The organism is Catenibacillus scindens (assembly GCF_014202115.1).
Taxonomy (GTDB): domain Bacteria; phylum Bacillota; class Clostridia; order Lachnospirales; family Lachnospiraceae; genus Catenibacillus; species Catenibacillus scindens.
Genome location: NZ_JACHFW010000007.1, coordinates 78342 through 95031, shown reverse-complemented (window position 1 = coordinate 95031; position 16690 = coordinate 78342). Strand labels below are relative to the sequence as shown.

At 45.0% G+C, this 16690-nt stretch carries 16 protein-coding genes and 1 pseudogene; 10 read left to right on the top strand and 7 right to left on the bottom strand.

Translation table 11 applies throughout. The features are described from left to right. The first annotated feature begins 215 nt into the window (after positions 1-215). Genes HNP82_RS09965 through HNP82_RS09950 form a run of 4 tightly spaced genes read left to right on the top strand, consistent with a single transcriptional unit; the run spans position 216 to position 3212 of the window. Positions 216-905 (top strand): hypothetical protein, encoded by a 690-nt coding sequence (locus HNP82_RS09965; protein WP_183773897.1) that lies wholly within the window; start codon positions 216-218, stop codon positions 903-905. A gap of 14 nt (positions 906-919) precedes the next feature. Continuing rightward, the gene (locus HNP82_RS09960; protein WP_183773895.1) at positions 920-1357 is read left to right on the top strand and encodes a prepilin peptidase; all 438 of its coding nucleotides are present in this window, start codon (positions 920-922) and stop codon (positions 1355-1357) included. Beyond that, positions 1345-1875, top strand: a complete 531-nt coding sequence (locus HNP82_RS09955; RefSeq protein ID WP_183773893.1) for a TadE family protein — start codon at positions 1345-1347, stop codon at positions 1873-1875. Before HNP82_RS09960 ends, HNP82_RS09955 begins: the two co-directional genes overlap by 13 nt. A 2-nt stretch (positions 1876-1877) precedes the next feature. Continuing rightward, the gene (locus tag HNP82_RS09950; protein ID WP_183773891.1) at positions 1878-3212 is read left to right on the top strand and encodes a DUF6382 domain-containing protein; all 1335 of its coding nucleotides are present in this window, start codon (positions 1878-1880) and stop codon (positions 3210-3212) included. Here HNP82_RS09950 and HNP82_RS09945 read toward each other — a convergent pair. Next, positions 3181-3864 carry a sensor histidine kinase gene (locus HNP82_RS09945; RefSeq protein ID WP_183773889.1) on the bottom strand — a complete coding sequence of 228 codons (684 nt, stop codon included), beginning with the start codon at positions 3862-3864 and terminating at the stop codon, positions 3181-3183. The two genes, HNP82_RS09950 and HNP82_RS09945, sit on opposite strands and share 32 nt — an antisense overlap. Positions 3865-4093: 229 nt before the next feature. Here HNP82_RS09945 and HNP82_RS09940 point away from each other — a divergent pair, with 229 nt between their 5' ends. Then, the gene (locus tag HNP82_RS09940; RefSeq protein ID WP_183773887.1) at positions 4094-4510 is read left to right on the top strand and encodes an HIT family protein; all 417 of its coding nucleotides are present in this window, start codon (positions 4094-4096) and stop codon (positions 4508-4510) included. Positions 4511-4611: 101 nt separating this feature from the next. Here the strand turns inward: HNP82_RS09940 and HNP82_RS09935 are convergent, their stop codons facing one another. After that, the gene (locus tag HNP82_RS09935; RefSeq protein ID WP_183773885.1) at positions 4612-5310 is read right to left on the bottom strand and encodes a 5'-methylthioadenosine/adenosylhomocysteine nucleosidase; all 699 of its coding nucleotides are present in this window, start codon (positions 5308-5310) and stop codon (positions 4612-4614) included. A 187-nt stretch (positions 5311-5497) separates the two neighbouring features. On the opposite strand from HNP82_RS09935, the gene HNP82_RS09930 reads away from it, so the two are divergent. From HNP82_RS09930 to HNP82_RS09920, 3 genes and pseudogenes are all read left to right on the top strand, one after another. Further along, positions 5498-5746, top strand: coding sequence for a TIGR03905 family TSCPD domain-containing protein (locus HNP82_RS09930; RefSeq protein WP_183773883.1), 249 nt, complete (start codon positions 5498-5500; stop codon positions 5744-5746). A 30-nt stretch (positions 5747-5776) separates the two neighbouring features. Next, positions 5777-6859, top strand: coding sequence for an undecaprenyldiphospho-muramoylpentapeptide beta-N-acetylglucosaminyltransferase (locus HNP82_RS09925; protein ID WP_183773881.1), 1083 nt, complete (start codon positions 5777-5779; stop codon positions 6857-6859). Positions 6860-7090: 231 nt separating this feature from the next. After that, positions 7091-7304 (top strand): annotated as a pseudogene (locus tag HNP82_RS09920) (cold-shock protein). Positions 7305-7398: 94 nt separating this feature from the next. Here HNP82_RS09920 and HNP82_RS09915 read toward each other — a convergent pair. Continuing rightward, positions 7399-7764: a helix-turn-helix domain-containing protein gene (locus HNP82_RS09915; RefSeq protein WP_183773878.1), complete on the bottom strand. Its 366-nt coding sequence runs from the start codon at positions 7762-7764 to the stop codon at positions 7399-7401. 353 nt (positions 7765-8117) lie between these two features. On the opposite strand from HNP82_RS09915, the gene HNP82_RS09910 reads away from it, so the two are divergent. After that, positions 8118-8540 carry a C-glycoside deglycosidase beta subunit domain-containing protein gene (locus tag HNP82_RS09910; RefSeq protein ID WP_183773877.1) on the top strand — a complete coding sequence of 141 codons (423 nt, stop codon included), beginning with the start codon at positions 8118-8120 and terminating at the stop codon, positions 8538-8540. Positions 8541-8555: 15 nt separating this feature from the next. Continuing rightward, positions 8556-9527, top strand: a complete 972-nt coding sequence (locus HNP82_RS09905) for a sugar phosphate isomerase/epimerase family protein (RefSeq protein WP_183773876.1) — start codon at positions 8556-8558, stop codon at positions 9525-9527. A gap of 165 nt (positions 9528-9692) precedes the next feature. Here HNP82_RS09905 and HNP82_RS09900 read toward each other — a convergent pair whose 3' ends face one another. From HNP82_RS09900 to HNP82_RS09885, 4 genes are all read right to left on the bottom strand, one after another. Beyond that, positions 9693-10907, bottom strand: a complete 1215-nt coding sequence (locus HNP82_RS09900; protein ID WP_183773874.1) for an AfsR/SARP family transcriptional regulator — start codon at positions 10905-10907, stop codon at positions 9693-9695. Positions 10908-11226: 319 nt separating this feature from the next. Beyond that, positions 11227-12678 carry an amidophosphoribosyltransferase gene (locus HNP82_RS09895; RefSeq protein ID WP_183773872.1) on the bottom strand — a complete coding sequence of 484 codons (1452 nt, stop codon included), beginning with the start codon at positions 12676-12678 and terminating at the stop codon, positions 11227-11229. 176 nt (positions 12679-12854) lie between these two features. Further along, complete coding sequence (locus tag HNP82_RS09890) at positions 12855-15455, bottom strand: cation-translocating P-type ATPase (RefSeq protein ID WP_183773870.1); 2601 nt, start codon at positions 15453-15455, stop codon at positions 12855-12857. A 415-nt stretch (positions 15456-15870) separates the two neighbouring features. Further along, positions 15871-16668, bottom strand: a complete 798-nt coding sequence (locus HNP82_RS09885) for a helix-turn-helix domain-containing protein (RefSeq protein ID WP_183773868.1) — start codon at positions 16666-16668, stop codon at positions 15871-15873. Between the last annotated feature and the right edge of the window lie 22 nt (positions 16669-16690).

The following is a 16690-nucleotide window of genomic DNA, read 5'->3' as shown; positions in this document are numbered from 1 at the left end:
ACAATAAAAAACAGCGATCTCTCCAGGACCGGAATTCTGTAAAATCTAAAGCCCAAGCCATAACCAATATTAAAAAGTATCTATATATTTTATTGCAGCCTGAATCATCGGGAAAAGCTTTCTGTAAAAAAAGGGCATTCCGCTTTTCCTCCTGTTCTGGACTTATGACTGTTGAAGCTGGATTGATTCTTCCGTTTTTTCTTATGGCAGTTCTAATGCTTTTAAATCTGTTTCATGTCTGCGGGATATATCAGGAACTTTTGGCGGCAGGCGCGAGGAGCGTTCACCGGTGTGCTGTGGAGGGGTATGACAAAGATTTTGGTATGGATAGTATTCTGGAAAAAATGGTTTTACAGATTGGACGTTCAGATGCGGATTTTTCCAGAATTTCCGGGGGAATGGCTGGAATTGATTACTGGGGAACCGGATATGATCCGGATTCAGGGAAAATTGATGCTGTCCTTTCCTGTAATGTCCTTCCGGCGTTTTCTCTGTTTTCTCTGGGGAATATTAAAGTTTCCTTTTCCCTTCACAGCCGGGCTTTTATCGGTGGAAAAATGCTCAGCGGCAGCGATGATACGGCAGCGACTGATAAAAAAATGGTCTATGTGGCAGAAAATGGGGTGGTTTACCACAGTTCCAGAGAATGCGCGTATATTGATCTGTCATTACACGGGGTTATGTCAGGAAGTTTGGACGGGCTGAGGAATACACAGGGAGGAAAGTATTATCCATGCGAGCGGTGTATGGAAAGTGAAGATGGGGGAGGCAGCGTGGTATATATTACAGATACAGGTACCCGATACCATAGTTCTTCCCAGTGTCCCGGATTGAGCCGGACCGTTTATGAGATGGAACTAACATTGGACTGTGGTTTGCCGCCATGTCACCGGTGTCAGCCGTAGAAGGAGGGGATGATATGCCATGGGATTGGATTCAGAGGGGAATCTGGATCGCCGGCGGATGTATGCTTTTGTATTTGTCTATTTTGGACATTAGAAGCAGACAAGTTCCGGTTCTTTTGCCTGTGATACTGGGCTGTGTTTCAGGAGTGCTTCGGGGACCTCATATGATGATGGAGACTTTAGCCGGCGCTTTGCCGGGGATGATTCTTCTCGGCATCAGCTTCCTTTGCCGGGGGCAGATCGGGGTTGGTGATGGGCTTATCACCGCTTTCACCGGTTTGATGGTTGGATGGAAAGCAGGTATTGAAATCATTTTGATCAGTTTTTTTCTTGTTTTCATATTTTCGCTGTCCGGGATGATCCTCAGACGTCTTTCACGAAAAACTGTGTTGCCTTTTATCCCTTTTTATTGCGGGGCCTATATGGGAGTTGTGGTCGTATGTTGGAAATAAATAGAAAGAAGATTCAGAGGAAAAATATTGTGCCGGATTGTCCGCGCTTAAAAATACGGGCGTGCGGCAGCTACACGGTGGAGGCGGCATTAGTCCTTCCAATGATCCTTTTTGTGATGGTAACTTTGATCTATATGATCTTTTACCTTCACGACCAGTATATTATGAGCATTTATGCTAACCGGATGGCACGGGAGTGCTGCTGGCTCTATATAGAAAATGAACATGTCAAGTCCCGGAAGAACAGCAGCCAGATCATCAATCAGGTGTCGGAAAAATATGAAAAAGAGCTTCAGGATCAACTGCTAATGACGCGGCTGACAAAGTCTCTTGGTACGTGCAAGCAAAATCTGCTTACCCATATATATACGGCCACTTGGCGCGTGACTGGGGAGCCGGAAACTTTTATGGATCTTTCTTTTCTTCATTTTTTTGACACTGTGGCTTATGAAGGCTCTTATGAGCGTATACATATCCGTCAGTGGATTTTGTCAAGAGATCTGATAAATGGGAGGTGACTATGAAAATGTCAGCGATGCGGACAGAACAGGAACTGTATCATACTTATCTTGTCCTTGAACCTGGGGAAAAGATGGATAAAGGAAATTATATAATCCATATTTTGCAGAATAATACATTGAACTTTTTTCTGCCGTTTCAGCTCAGGAGCAGGGATGGTATGTCCAGCTATTACTATGACGTACCTTCAGATGAAAGTCTTGAAAAACAACTAGAAAAAGGCTTTCGGGAGGAGCAGTTAGAAAATTTTGCCTCAGGATTGATTAATGCTCTGGATGAGATCGAAGAATATTTGCTGGATGAGAACGACCTTTTTTTAGAACCATCAGGTATTTTTATGACTCGTGAAGGTGGGTACAGGTTTATATATTATCCCGGATACGGTATGGATTTTCCCAGTCAACTTCAGAATCTGGCATCTTTGTTCTTGAAATATGTAGATTATACATGTGCCAGTGCAGTACGTCATGTTTATAGTTTTTATCACATTACGTGCCGGGGAAATACCTCTGTAAAAAATCTCAGAGAATTTAAGTTAAATTTTGGAAAAGATCTTTCCGGAGTGAAAAATAGAGTTCCGGAGTCTATGTCAGCTTTTGAAAGAAAAATTGAAGATGCATCAGAGGCGGAGACGGAAGTTCCGATTGTGGAGCCATCTGGAATGGCGAATACTTTTCAGGAACAGAACTTAAAGAAGTGCGATAGAAAAGCAGGGGACTCCCATGAGGAAAATAAAAACAGTATTCTGTGGGTAATTGCCGCTGCCTGCGCTGTTGAAGCTGGTATAGGGGCGGTGATCGTAAAATTGTGGTCTGTTCCTGCGTTGGCTGGCGTAGCCGCTGTTGGAGTTATCATAGCTATAACCGCTGTGATCGGCATTCTGTATTCCGTCTTTACCTGTTCTAAAAAACAGGAAGATGATTTCTGGAAGCCGGAAGACTATGTACCCCCTTTTTTTTCAGCGGGGAAAGGAGAGGAAACCCAGGACACTGGCGGAAAGACAACCGTGTTGTCTCCCAAAAGGTCTGGGGCCCGGCTTCACAGCAGGAATCCCCAGCTTTGGGGCGACCTTTATATATTAAATTTTCCAATGGTTATTGGAAAAGAAGCGTCGGATACATCAGGAAGGATTGCTCTGCCTACAATCAGCCGGCGTCATGCCCGGCTTGAACGTATGGGAGATACATTCTATCTGACAGATCTGCGGTCTTCCAACGGAACCTATATTAATGGTGAAATGATTGAGCCTTTGTCGCCCGTGGGTCTGCATTCTGGCGACAGTGTGATTTTTTCTGATGTTGAATTTACTTTTGAGATATTGGAAGGGAAAGAATAAATTTTGTGCCGATGCCTTCTCTGGAATATACCCGGATGATACCTTTATGGGAAGCGATAATTTTTTTGGTGATTGCTAGGCCAAGGCCGGTACCCCCTTCTTTTTCCGTGACAAAAGGATCAAAGATTTTTTCAAGGTAATCTTTTGGAATACCAGATCCTGTGTCCTTTATAGAGATAGTCAGACGTTTACCTATAGTTTTGGCGCAGATTTCGATGATATCTCCGGTCTGTGTTGCCTCGAAGGCATTTTTGATCAAATTGATCAACGCTTGATGGATTTTGATTTCGTCACAGGATATTACTGGAAGTTCTCCGGGAATGATTACGGACAGATGTTTTCCCTGGATTTGAGCCAGCAAAAGATACTGGCGAGCGATACTATCTAACATTTGCCCCATATTTACGGGACTGAAGGATACATGGCTGCAGCGGTTGAAGTCAGATAAAGATAGAGTGAGCTGGCGCAGGTATTCCACATCTTTTGTCAGTTGAATCCACAGATCATCTCTTTTTAGCTGAGGATAGCGTCCGTCTAAAAGTTGGATCGTGCAGTTGATCAGAGTCAGAGGATTTCGGATTTCATGGGAAATCTGTGCAATATTCATATATTCCGGGGATGTATCGGATATGTAAGTGCTTATTTGTTCCATAATACGTCACCTTTCCTAATGGTTTGCTGTTAAATAATGATGGTCTTTCAATGCTGATATAAGTTCCTTTGACCTCGACATTATAAATTTAGCACAGGGCGGCAGATTAGAGCAAATATAAGCTTTCGCGGATTACGACATAAGGTGCCGGAAAAAAAGCGGGTTGCATTATTGATTTTTCGCGACTAAAATAAAAGAGAGAAATAGATCATATTCAGGAGGTAAGTTTATGGAACAAGACTGTATTTTCTGCAAGATTGCCAATGGAGAGATTTCCTCTTCTACCGTTTATGAAGACGAGATGTTTCGCGTGATCCTTGATCTGTCCCCGGCGACAAAGGGGCATGCCCTGGTACTCCCCAAAAAGCATTTTCGCAATATTTTTGATATTGATGAGAACACAGCGTCCCGTCTTTTTGTTGTTGCCGCGAAGGTTGCGTCTGCTATGAAAAAAAGCCTTGGATGCACTGGGTTAAATATTGTTCAGAACAATGAAGAGATTGCCGGACAGACGGTATTTCATTTTCATCTGCATATTATCCCCAGATACAAAGATGATGGCCAGGTGATCGGATGGAAACCGGGAGAAGCCGACTCTGAGAAATTAAAAGAAATAGCGGCTTGCATTCATGAGGCAATGGATTAAAGTCTGGTATAACGGAAATGAAATTCATAAAAAATTATGCCGATTTTGCGGCATGGCTGCTGTTTACTTGGTGAACAGCAGCCATACGCTATAAACTATAGTTAAATATGGCGGATCATTTCGTCTACAAGATTAATGCTGTGCTGTGCGGCTTTTGCTTCAAATTCGGGGTAATCCATATGAGCGCTGCCGTCAGCTTTGTCAGAAATGGCCCTCAAAATGACGAAAGGAATACCGTTAAGATGGGCTGCCTGAGCGATGGCCGCGCCTTCCATTTCTGTGCATAAGCCGCCGAAAGACTGTTTGAGAAATTCCTTTTTATCATTGTCAGAGATAAACTGATCGCCGCTGATGATACGGCCTACGTGGGTTTGGATATCTGGATTGACTTTGGAGCAGGCTTCCTGAGCGATCTGGATAAGACGCTCGTCTGCGGTAAAATCGGAGGTGTCCATCTGAGGGATGATGCCGGGCTTATAGCCGAAGCCTGTGGCATCCATGTCATGCTGGAGCGCGTCGCTGGAAATAACGATGTCTCCGATATTGATGGCGGCCTGGAGACTGCCCGCGATACCGGTGTTGATGATGGCTGTGGCGTGAAAGCGGTCTGCAAGGATCTGGGCGCAGATAGCCGCGTTGACCTTGCCGATACCGCTGCGCACAACAATAATATTTTTATCGTGATATGTTCCTCTGTGAAATTCCATGGAGGCGATGGTGACAATTTCTTCTGTCTGCATACGCTCTTTAAGTGTATTAACTTCAACCTCCATAGCGCCTATAATTCCGATGGTCTGCATATTAAAAACTCCTTCTTATGTTTTTTCATGTCGCAACGCTATTGTATCACTTTTTTTCAATGTTGGATAGACAAAAATATGGTATTCTTTTCATACATCTGTTATAATATCAAGTTGAAAATATTATAATAATAAGGCCAGAGCCTACTATGTAGGGCGGATGCCAATATGAGAAGAGGTATGACAAATGAGACATATGAATCATGGAACCTGCTCAAGAGCAGTTGATTTTGAAGTTGAAAATAATATTATCACAAGCTGTCAGTTTATCGGCGGATGTCATGGAAATACTCAGGGAATCTCCAAGCTGGTGGTTGGACGTCCCGTAGACGAAGTGATCCAGTGTCTGGACGGGATTGACTGCAACGGACGTGGAACATCATGTCCGGCACAGTTGGCTGAGGCGCTGAAAGAATATAAAGCGGCTCATCAGTAAACATCTGGGGATCGCAGGAGGCGGTAGATTATGAAAAAGATAGTTTTGACCGGCGGCGGAACTGCCGGGCATGTGACGCCCAATATCGCGTTGATGCCTGAATTGAAAAAAGAAGGCTACGAGATTTTTTATATTGGCTCCCACAATGGTATTGAAAGAAAACTTATTGAAGAATATAAGATTCCCTATTACGGGATCTCTTCAGGAAAGCTGCGCCGGTATTTTGATCTGAAAAATTTCACAGATCCTTTCCGCGTAGTCAAAGGGCTGTTTGACGCAAAAAAGCTGATGAAACAGTTAAAGCCGGATGTTGTCTTTTCAAAGGGCGGATTTGTGTCTGTGCCTGTGGTAATGGCGGCGAAAAAGTGCGGTATTCCGGCGATCATTCATGAGTCGGATATGACGCCGGGGCTGGCCAATAAACTTGCGATCCCATCCGCTTATAAAGTTTGCTGTAATTTCCCTGAGACGGTGCAGTATCTTCCGGAGGGCAAGGCTGTTCTTACCGGCTCCCCTATACGAAAAGAACTTTTTGAGGGCAATCGGCTAAACGGCCTGGATTTTTGCCATTTCAGCATTAACCGTCCGGTAATCCTCATCATAGGGGGGAGTCTTGGCTCTGTGGCGATTAATAACGCGGTTCGCCATATCCTCCCGGATCTTTTGAAAAAATATCAGGTGATCCATCTGTGCGGAAAGGGGAATCTTGACCCGTCTCTGGAACATGTGGAAGGTTATGTGCAGTTTGAGTACATTAAAAAAGAGCTGAGCGATCTCATGGATGCGGCGGATATTGTGATATCCAGGGCCGGGGCAAATGCTATATGTGAACTTCTCGCTCTCAAAAAACCGGCGATACTCATTCCCCTTCCGGCAGCTTCCAGCAGAGGGGATCAGATTTTAAATGCCCAGTCCTTTAAAAAGCAGGGCTTTAGCTATCTGCTTAAAGAGGAGGATATGACCGATGAATCGCTGATGCAGGCTATCGAGTATGTATTTGGTCATAAATCTGAGTATATTGAGGCTATGGGAAAAAGTCCTATGAATGACGCCATCAGTGTGATCATCAATCTGATCAACGAAGCGGCGGAGAGTAAAGCGGGCAAAAGATAAAAAACACAGAAATATATGAGATTACTGCTATTGACAGTATTCGTATTTTGGGATATACTAAAAGTGTATTCAGGTAAAAACAAAATCTCACATATTTTTGTAAGTTATTGTTCTACAATGAATTACAAAAATATGTGAGATTTTATTTTTTTATCTGGAATACTTTTATTATTTCTATCATTGAATACAAGGGGGCGTATTCTCTGACACGGAAGGAAGGAGGGCACGAAAATGAACAACGGTACAGTTAAGTGGTTCAATGCACAGAAGGGTTTCGGGTTCATTACAGATGACGCTACAGGAAAAGATGTCTTTGTACATTTTTCCGCGATCATGGTTGATGGATTTAAGACTCTGGAAGAAGGACAGAAAGTGAACTTCGATACAGAGACAGACCCCTAAGGACAGCACTAAGCTTCGCGCGGTTAATGTTCGCGTTGCCTAATGTAGAAACAGTAAGACAGATTGTCATATCTGTTTAAACTGTTCGTTCAGAGAACACAGTACGCCGAGAATTTATATTCCCGGCGTACTGTGTTTTATTCTTTGGATTTTTTTCGGGATGAGGTTTTTGAAGATTTTTCATTGCCGCTTCGGGCGTCAGTGATCCCACGGATGTAGGCGAGAACAAGTTCCCGTTCGTGAGGATTAAGCCGTGTAAACTCCTCCAGATATTCAGATTGACTGGGGGTGAGCGTATCAAATCCCTGGGAAAAGAACTGTGCCAGCGTCAAATCCAATGCCTGACAGATTTTTTGCAGGGTCGGGATTGTTGGCGCGTTATTCCGTTTGAGAATAGATGTAATGGTACTGGTTGGTATCCCTGACAGGGAGGAAAGGCGGTATACTGTATAGCCTCTTTCTTTACAAAGCTCTAAAATTCTACGATTAACAGCATTTTCCATAAGGTATGGCCTCTTTTCTTTTGCGGACTTTCTGCGGGTGCCCTGCCGCGCCGGCAGCATTTTTGGCGTGTCTGATAGGATTACTGTACCGGTACGGCTGAATAGTTGCTAATTTTTCACGTCCTAATTTCCGTAAAATGGAAAAATTGTTTCCATATCATTTTATATGCAAATGCGGCAGTGATATAGAACTTAAAAAGCGACAGATATAGGATGAAATTGCGATATATTATAATGTTTCTGAAAGCGAAACCCAGAGAGAAATAAAACAGAGTATAATAAATTCAGAACGCGGATAGTCCTGCGATGGTCCTGCGTTACTTATGAATTATGATTATAAGGGGGAAAAACAAATGGCTCAATTTCAAGCGTATAACAAGTTATTGATCAGCGCTGCCGAAGGTATTACAAATGTACAGACCGGAAATATGACGATCGGTTATGAATTTTATGGCCAGTATCCATCCTACCGGGGAACTTTTTTAAGCTGTATTGAGTCTCTGGAAATCTACGTGGATGGAGAGAAGGTGCCGGAGAACACGGTGTATTTTAATGTTAATGGAAAGCAATGTCTGTTGTCCCAGCTCAAAGACCTGTATTTGGAATACTGGTTTATTCTGGATAAAGCCCGCTATTTTATTTTGAAGGAAGGCGGACTGCCTCAGGGTGAACACGAAGTTACCATCAAGATGAAACATCGTATCCCATACACCGGATATTCCGGCAGTTATCTTGTACTTGACGGTTCGGATACAAAAGTTTTGCAGGTAAAGTAAAGGGGGAAATTGGCGATGAGAAAACATGATATTGAATTATGCCTCACATTATATGCTTTATCGGGAGAATATATTAATGGAAGAATGACACTGGAAGATTGTCTCAAAAAGGGCCGGGAGATGGGATATACCGGCGTTGAGCTGGTTGCCAGCCAGATGGTTCCCGAATATCCTCACCCTTCTAAAGAGTGGATGGATGATTTTACAGCACTTCTGAAAAAATATGATATGCATCCGGTATGCTATAGCGCCTATATTGATATGGGAACCCATTCGGATAGAGATCTGACAGAAGATGAGATTATTCAATCTACACTGGATGATATGATGTACGCGAAATATATGGGGTTTGACCTTGTCCGCACACAGCATGCCATCTCACCAAAGATCTACAAAAAGATGCTTCCTTATGCCAAGAAGATCGGTATTGTTTTAGCTATTGAACTTCACGCGCCTCATACGCCGGTAATTCCGGAGTGGCAGGAATATCTTGAGATCATGAGCAACAGTGATGGATGGCTTGGAGTTGTCCCGGATTTCAGTATTTTTGCCGAGACGCCTCATATTTTAAATAAAATTCAGGCTGTAGAAGATTTCGGATGCCGTCAGGAGAAGGTGGATGAGATTTGTGAACGCCATAAAGCCGGGGAGGCGCAGAATGTGCTTCTGGCCGACGCTTCCTATACAGACGCGGAGAAAGATTTTGTGAAGGATATTTACGCGACATACGGTCCGGCTCATCTGGAATGGGTGCCTATGCTGATGAAAAATACTGTATATATTCATAGCAAATTCTGGTACATAGGTGAGGATGAATTTGACTATACCACGCCTTGTGATAAGATCCTTCCGCTGATCAAAGAATCCGGTTATAAAGGATATATTGCAACCGAATATGAAGGTCACCATTATAACGATACGACGGATGCTTGTGAGCAGTTGACAAGATATGCCCATATGCTGAAACGCCTCCTTGGAAATGAATGATTGGTGCTGCAGTAACTAGGCCGCCTACGGGCGGCCTTTTTATTTCTGCGGGCGCGGCCGGGCGGGTGCGCTTGCGCGTCCATTTGACTTCCGGCAGGAGTCGGAGAAAATAAAAATGCCTTCACGTACACCGTGGAGGCATTTTTATTTTCTAAATATTGGAACTTACTGAATCGGACTGTGGTCGATCTGAATCTGAATCTGGGCTGACTTCCTTTGCTTTTCATAGCGGCGTAAAATGCGCTGGAGGGTTGCCTGACAGGCGGCCTCGTCATCTAAGACTATGATCAGGGCAAACTGGCAGGGCGCCGCTTTTGTAAAGACGTCATTTCGCCGAAGATTTTTAGAAAGTACTTCGTAAAGCACATCCATCTCATCAATGAGTGTGTTAGTAATTTCTGAAGGTCGGCTTGTGTCCGTCAATGTAAAGAGGACAAGGTAGCGTTTTAATGGGGAGCGGCGCACAAAACGCTGGCTGAGCTGGTAAATATATTTAAAAACGTCGAAGGTGCAGAAAAAACTTCTTTTCTCCTCTTTGTCTTCTTTCAGAAGATTTTCAAGCTCATGGATATTTTTGTGATAGTTGGGAAGCTGGATCAGTATTTCATGATAGATTTTCTGCATTTCAGTTCCCGGTTCAATGCCAAATTTTTGAGTAAAAAGATCCGCCACGGAATAATAATAGGCCATGGCCTGGGATGGGGCGTGCATTTGAAGATAGGCATGAATCTTTTCAACATGAATCTGCTCGTCCATAGGATCTACCAGAGAGGACGCCTCGCACAGGCGAATGACCGCGGTATAATTTTTCTGACTGCTTAAATAGCGGCACATATTGGCAGTAACTTTGGTATATAAATTTTTATAAAAAACTTTCCGGAAGACGACCCATTCATCTGAAGTTAAAATATTTAAAAAATCTCCTTTGTAAAGATCATGGGCTTTCTGGTACAGAGCGTACTGTTGTTTTTCATCTGTTTCCTGATCAGCCTGGGCAATACAATCTTCAAACTGAAAGATATCAATTTCGCAGTCCAGTTCAGGATTCCATCGGTAAGCGTTTTTGGAAAACAAAATACATTCTACCGGAGCATTCTCCGATCCGGAAGCATCTTCCTGGGACGGAAAAAACTCTTCGAGAATCTGGCGGGCGCGGTAGACCAGATTGCGCAGAGCGCCCGATGGGTTTGTGGCGTTTTCATCAGGCCATAGAAGCTCCATCAGCTTATCCTTGTGGATTTCCGTGTCTTTGTTGGCGATAAGATATGCGAGAAGCCGGGTGATCTGAAGGCTTTTATTATTTATATGTGAAAAACGTCCATATTCATTGGATATGGAAAATTCACCGAACATTTTAATGTGAAGTGTTGTTGCCGACATTTTTATCCTCCTGTAGTTTTGCCGGACCTTCAGCTTTTATAAAGGCCGGAATAGATAGTTACATTATAAATGTCCCAGGAAAAATATTCAATGGCAAAATGAGGAAAATGTTGTTATATGTGACTTTTATGTGACAAAAAGTTTTTTGGAAAGTAACTATTCAGCTATGTATCCTGGATTCTCGCTGTTAGCTTGATACTCTGTTGCTTGCGGCAGGGAATTTGACTAAACCAGACGCATGGCAAAATAGTTACAAAAAACAGAGAAGAACTTTACATTCTTCCCTGTTTTGAATGTCATGTCTGTATCATGTCATATTTTATTTTCCGCATCCGTGGCTGCATCCTGAACAGCCTTTGCCGCTCCAGCAGTATGTGCAGACTTTCTCCTCCGGCAGTCCGATGGAGGTTACCAGATCGTCCAGGCGGTGGAAGCGGAGGGTGGTAAAGTTCAGACGGCGTCGGATTTCTTCCACCATTTCGTTGTAATTTGTGCTGTTAGGGTCTGCGTAATCAAACAATGTTTTCTCAGATACAATGTCTCCTTCCCGGTCGCGGATCACCCGGCGGGTAATGAGATCCAGGTCAGAGGAAGACCGGGAAAAGTTTAAGAACGGACATCCAAACAGCAATGGAGGACAGGCGGGGCGGATGTGTACTTCTCTGGCTCCGCTGTCATATAAAAATTCTGTCGTTTCTCCGAGCTGAGTGCCCCGGACAATGGAATCATCAATGAGCAGCAGGCTTTTGCCCCGGATCAGGGCGTCTACCGGAATAAGCTTCATGCGGGCAATGAGATTGCGCTGACTCTGGTTCTGAGGCATGAAAGACCGGGGCCATGTGGGGGTATATTTAATAAAAGGACGGGCAAAAGGAACGCCGGAGGCGTTGGCGTAGCCGATAGCGTGGGCCGTACCGGTGTCGGGCACGCCGGCAATGTAATCGGGATGGATGTTTTCACCCTGGGCCATGTCATGGCGGGCCAGCATTTCACCGCATTTGTAGCGCATGGCTTCCACATTGACACCTTCGTAGGAAGATGTAGGATAGCCATAGTACACCCACAAAAAGGAGCAGATCTGCATCTGGTCTCCGGGCGCTTTCAACTGTTCCACACCTTCCGGAGTGATAGACACAATTTCGCCGGGGCCAAGTTCCCGGTAATCGTGATATCCCAGATTAATATAGGCGAAGCTTTCAAAAGAAGCGCAGTAGCCGTCCTCTTTTTCGCCGATGACCAGAGGGGTGCGTCCCAGTTTATCACGGGCAGCGATGAGACCGTCTTTTGTCATCAGAAGGATCGTCATGGAACCATTGATCATATCCTGGGCAAAGGACAAACCTTCCACAAAAGAAGCCTGCTGGTCAATGAGTGTGGCCACCAGCTCGGAGGTATTAATCCGTCCGCCGCTCATTTCCAGAAAATGGGTGTGACCATGGTCATAAACATACTTTACAAGTTCCTCTTCATTATTGATCTTACCGACAGTTGTAATGGCATAGCTGCCAAGATGGGACTGGATGAGCAGGGGCTGTGGATCTGTGTCGGAAATACAGCCGATACCGATATGTCCTTCAAGTTCTTCCACATCATGCTCAAATTTTGTCCGGAAAGGAGAATTTTCAATGTTATGAATGCTGCGGTTAAAGCCGTCAGGTCCATAGATAGCCATACCGCCCCGTTTCGTTCCAAGATGGGAATGATAGTCGATCCCGAAAAACAGATCTAATGTACAACTTTTCTTTGATACAACTCCGAAAATTCCGCCCATAAATCAACACTCCTATAATTATATTTTAACTAGACAGTAACGTTTTTCTTTGCCCCTTAGGGCATTCCTATCATAGCATACCCATATAGAAAAAAACAATAGCATTTATGAAAACTGTGACGAAAAAAGACCCTCCGTGCTGATATAGCATGGAGGATCTTAAAAAATCATATTAATTATTTGATATGTTCCCGGATGATCTTTCCAATCTGTATGATCAGTGTGGGGATAAATGCCATAAGGTAAATACATCCGATCTGCATGCCGGTCAGGTCTGTCACAGAGAACAGAGAGTGAAGACCGGGGATGAATAATACCATATTGATCAGCAAAAGACCGAGAGCAAAGGCGCCAAGGCACCACCAGTTTTTGCTGATGGGGTTGCCGAAGACAGAATGTTTGCTGCGGCAGTTAAAACCGTGGAACAGGCGGGCGATGGTGAGTGTGGCAAAGGCCATAGTGCTTGCTGTCGCCGCATCTGTGGCAAGGCCAAAGTGATAAGAGATCATCGTACATACGGCGATAAGGACGCCGAAAATTCCAAGATTGGTCATAAATGCCCGGTTTAAAATACCTTCTTTGGGATTTCGGGGCTTCTCTGACAAAATATCCCTGTCCGCAGGCTCCATGCCGATGGCGATGGCCGGCAGCGAGTCAGTGAGAAGGTTGATGAACAGCAGGTGTACCGGGGCAAAAGGAACAGCCAGCCCAGCGATAGATGTGTAAAGCACAGACAGGATGGCTGCGGTATTTCCCGAAAGTAAAAACTGAATGGCGTTTTTTATGTTCCGGTAGACGTTGCGTCCGTTGGCCACGGCTTTAATGATGGTGGCAAAATTATCATCCTGAAGGATCATAGAAGCGGCGTCTTTGGATACTTCTGTACCGGTAATACCCATGGCAACGCCGATATCCGCTTTCTTTAAGGCAGGGGCGTCGTTGACGCCGTCGCCGGTCATGGAAACAATGCGCCCTTTTCTCTGCCATGCGTCCACAATACGGATTTTATTTTCAGGGGACACACGGGCATAGACAGAGATGGATTCGATCTTTTCATCCAGCTCTTCATCGCTCATGGCGTCCAGTTCTGTTCCTGTAATGGCCATGTCGCCGTCTTTAAAAATCCCGATCTGTCTGGCAATGGCGGCAGCGGTGACTTTGTGGTCACCGGTGATCATGACAGTCTTAATACCTGCCCGTGTGGCGTCAGCCACAGCGGCTTTGGACTCTTCACGGGGCGGGTCAATAATAGATACAAGGCCGAGGAAAATAAAATCCTGCTCATCATCCAAAGTCAACGGTTCAGTCTCGTCATTATCTTTATAACCGAAGGCCAAAACACGCAGACCGTTTTCTGAGAAGCTGTTATTTTGAGCAAGGATGGTTTTTTTGTCTTCCTCAGTAATAGGGCGGACACCGTCGGAAAAAGCAATCCGGTCGGTTCTGGAGAGGAGAACGTCAACGGCTCCTTTTGTAAGGATCACCGGCTTGCCACGCATATTATATTTTGTACTCATGAGCTTGCGGTCGGAGTCAAATGGGATTTCCGCCCGGCGGGGCATCAGTTCACGGATTACAGAAAAATCAACACCGGCGTTCTGTGCCATTTCCAGAAGACAGTATTCTGTGGGGTCGCCAATGCCCTGCCCTTCGCTGAAGGAAGAATCATTGGAGAGAATAGCGTCATACAGGAGGTAACGGTGAAGCTGGTTGCGCAGATCCAGGGTAAATGGGGTGAACAGCTTTCCGTCGATGTAAATCTGCTGAACGGTCATTTTGTTCTGGGTCAGTGTACCGGTTTTATCAGAGCAGATCACGGAAACACAGCCAAGACTTTCCACAGCTTTCAGTTCTTTGACAACAGCGTGTTCACGGACCATTTTTTGAGTTCCGATGGCCTGAACGATGGTAACGATAGAGCTTAACGCTTCAGGGATGGCCGCTACAGCCAGAGCAACAGCGAACATGAGGGCATCAATAAAGCTCATATCCCGGTAAAGACTTAAAAGCAGGACAACAGCGCAGATCACAAGGATGATAATGGCCAGTTTTTTGCTGAACTGATCAAGGCTGACCTGGAGAGGCGTCTTTTTATCCTTAGTCTGGTTCATCAAAGTGGCGATTTTACCGATCTCAGTGTTCATTCCGGTTCCGGTGACAAGTACGGTAGCCCGTCCATAGGTGACAAGGCTTCCGGAATAGACCATGTTAATGCGGTCTCCTAAAGGCATTTCCCCTTCCAGACAGACTTCCTTTTTATCCACGTTGGTGGATTCTCCTGTGAGGGAGCTTTCATTGACCTGAAGGGAGTAATTGTAGAGGATGCGTCCGTCAGCGCAGACCATATCGCCGGCTTCTAGGAGAAGAATATCGCCGGGAACGATATATCTTGAGTCAATTTCATGGCGCTGTCCGTCCCGAAGAACCTTGGCTTTCGGGGAAGAAAGAGCTTTCAGGGAATCCAGGGATTTTTCCGCTTTGGCATACTGTACAGTTCCCAGGATGGCGTTTAAAACAATAACAGCGATAATAACAATGGTGCTTTCCACATTGCCGGAGATCATGGAAACAATGGCGGCAATAATAAGGATAATCACCAAAAGGTCCGCGAACTGGCTCAAAAAGACTTGGAGCAGGCTTTTCTTTTTCTGCTCCGTAAGGGCGTTTTCCCCATGGGTCTCCAGCGCTTTCTGCGCTTTGGCGTCGGACAGACCGTTTTCAGATGCCTGGAGGGCTGACAGCGCCTCCTCCTTTGTCATCTGATAAAATTCTTTCATAATGGGCCTCCTTTGTGTTCATAGAGTGCTTTGGTTTCTTAGTATTTCCAGATGTCAAAAATCTACACGCGCTTTTGGGAGCGTTTTGCCGGACGACATAGGCGGCGGAACAATTACAAAAAAAGACTTTTCCTGTATCCGTTTGATTTTGAGAAAAATATTCTCAGAGCGGATACATGAAAAGTCTTGTCACCTGTATGGTACTCACCACCAGAGGCTGCGCCCCGTGATGATGATGGTGAGTTTTTGACTACTCCCTTTTGATGCATCGGAAATATGAGATTCTATGCCATTGTACACTACCGCCTGAAAAAAGGCAAGAAGTTTTTCTGATAGAACCTATTTTTTTGTAACTATTCAGCCATGCGGCTGAGGAAGAAAAAGCGGAGCAAGTTTACTTGCGAAGACTTTACCACTATCCATAGGATTTGCCCGCGTCGATATAGCTGTACAGAGTATATTTTGAAATTCCAAAGTGTTTTGATATCCGGTCACCGGATTTTTGGATCAAAAACGCGCCGGCATCATTGAGAAAACAGATAGCGCGGATCTTTTCCTGCCGGTCCATGGCCGCCGCCGGTTTCCCGATATGGCTTTCCGCCTGAAAAATTAGCTTCTCAAGAAATTCTTCTACATTACAATCCGGGGCCGAAGGCGTCTGAGGGCGAGAAGAGCTTCCTACAAGGGAGCCGAGCATTCCCTGGGCGGATACAAGGGCGGTGATATCCCAGTGGACCGCTAGTATGGCAGCAATCTGTCCGGGGGTCTCGGTGTCGCAAAGATACATCAGGGAATATTTTATAATTTTACCGTCGTCTGTGCGGGCAGTCTGGCCAAAAATATCTTTCGTTTCCGGGACACAAAGTTCCTCCGGGGAAAGCGCCTTGGCACTGTGCTTTAAAAGGGCCTGCCATGCCAGAAACGCCGGAGTCTGAACCAGACCTTTGCCGTCAGAGCGGCGTTTATCGGGAATACAATGACTTTTGGTGATACATGGATTTTCTATAAATAAAATGGCTTCGTCAAAGTCTTTTACGGGTTTTGTCTGGATCATGAGTATCTCGCACCGGTCGCCGAACTGTTGGACAAGCCCTTTGGCAAGGCGTCTGTAAAAATCTATGTCTAAACTGATAAGAACCGTCTCCTTTACGATCTTTATGTGACTGCCCCCGCAGCCAAAGGGCGGGAGGGGTTTATACGCGGCATGTAACATAAGTAACTATTCAGCCATGTAA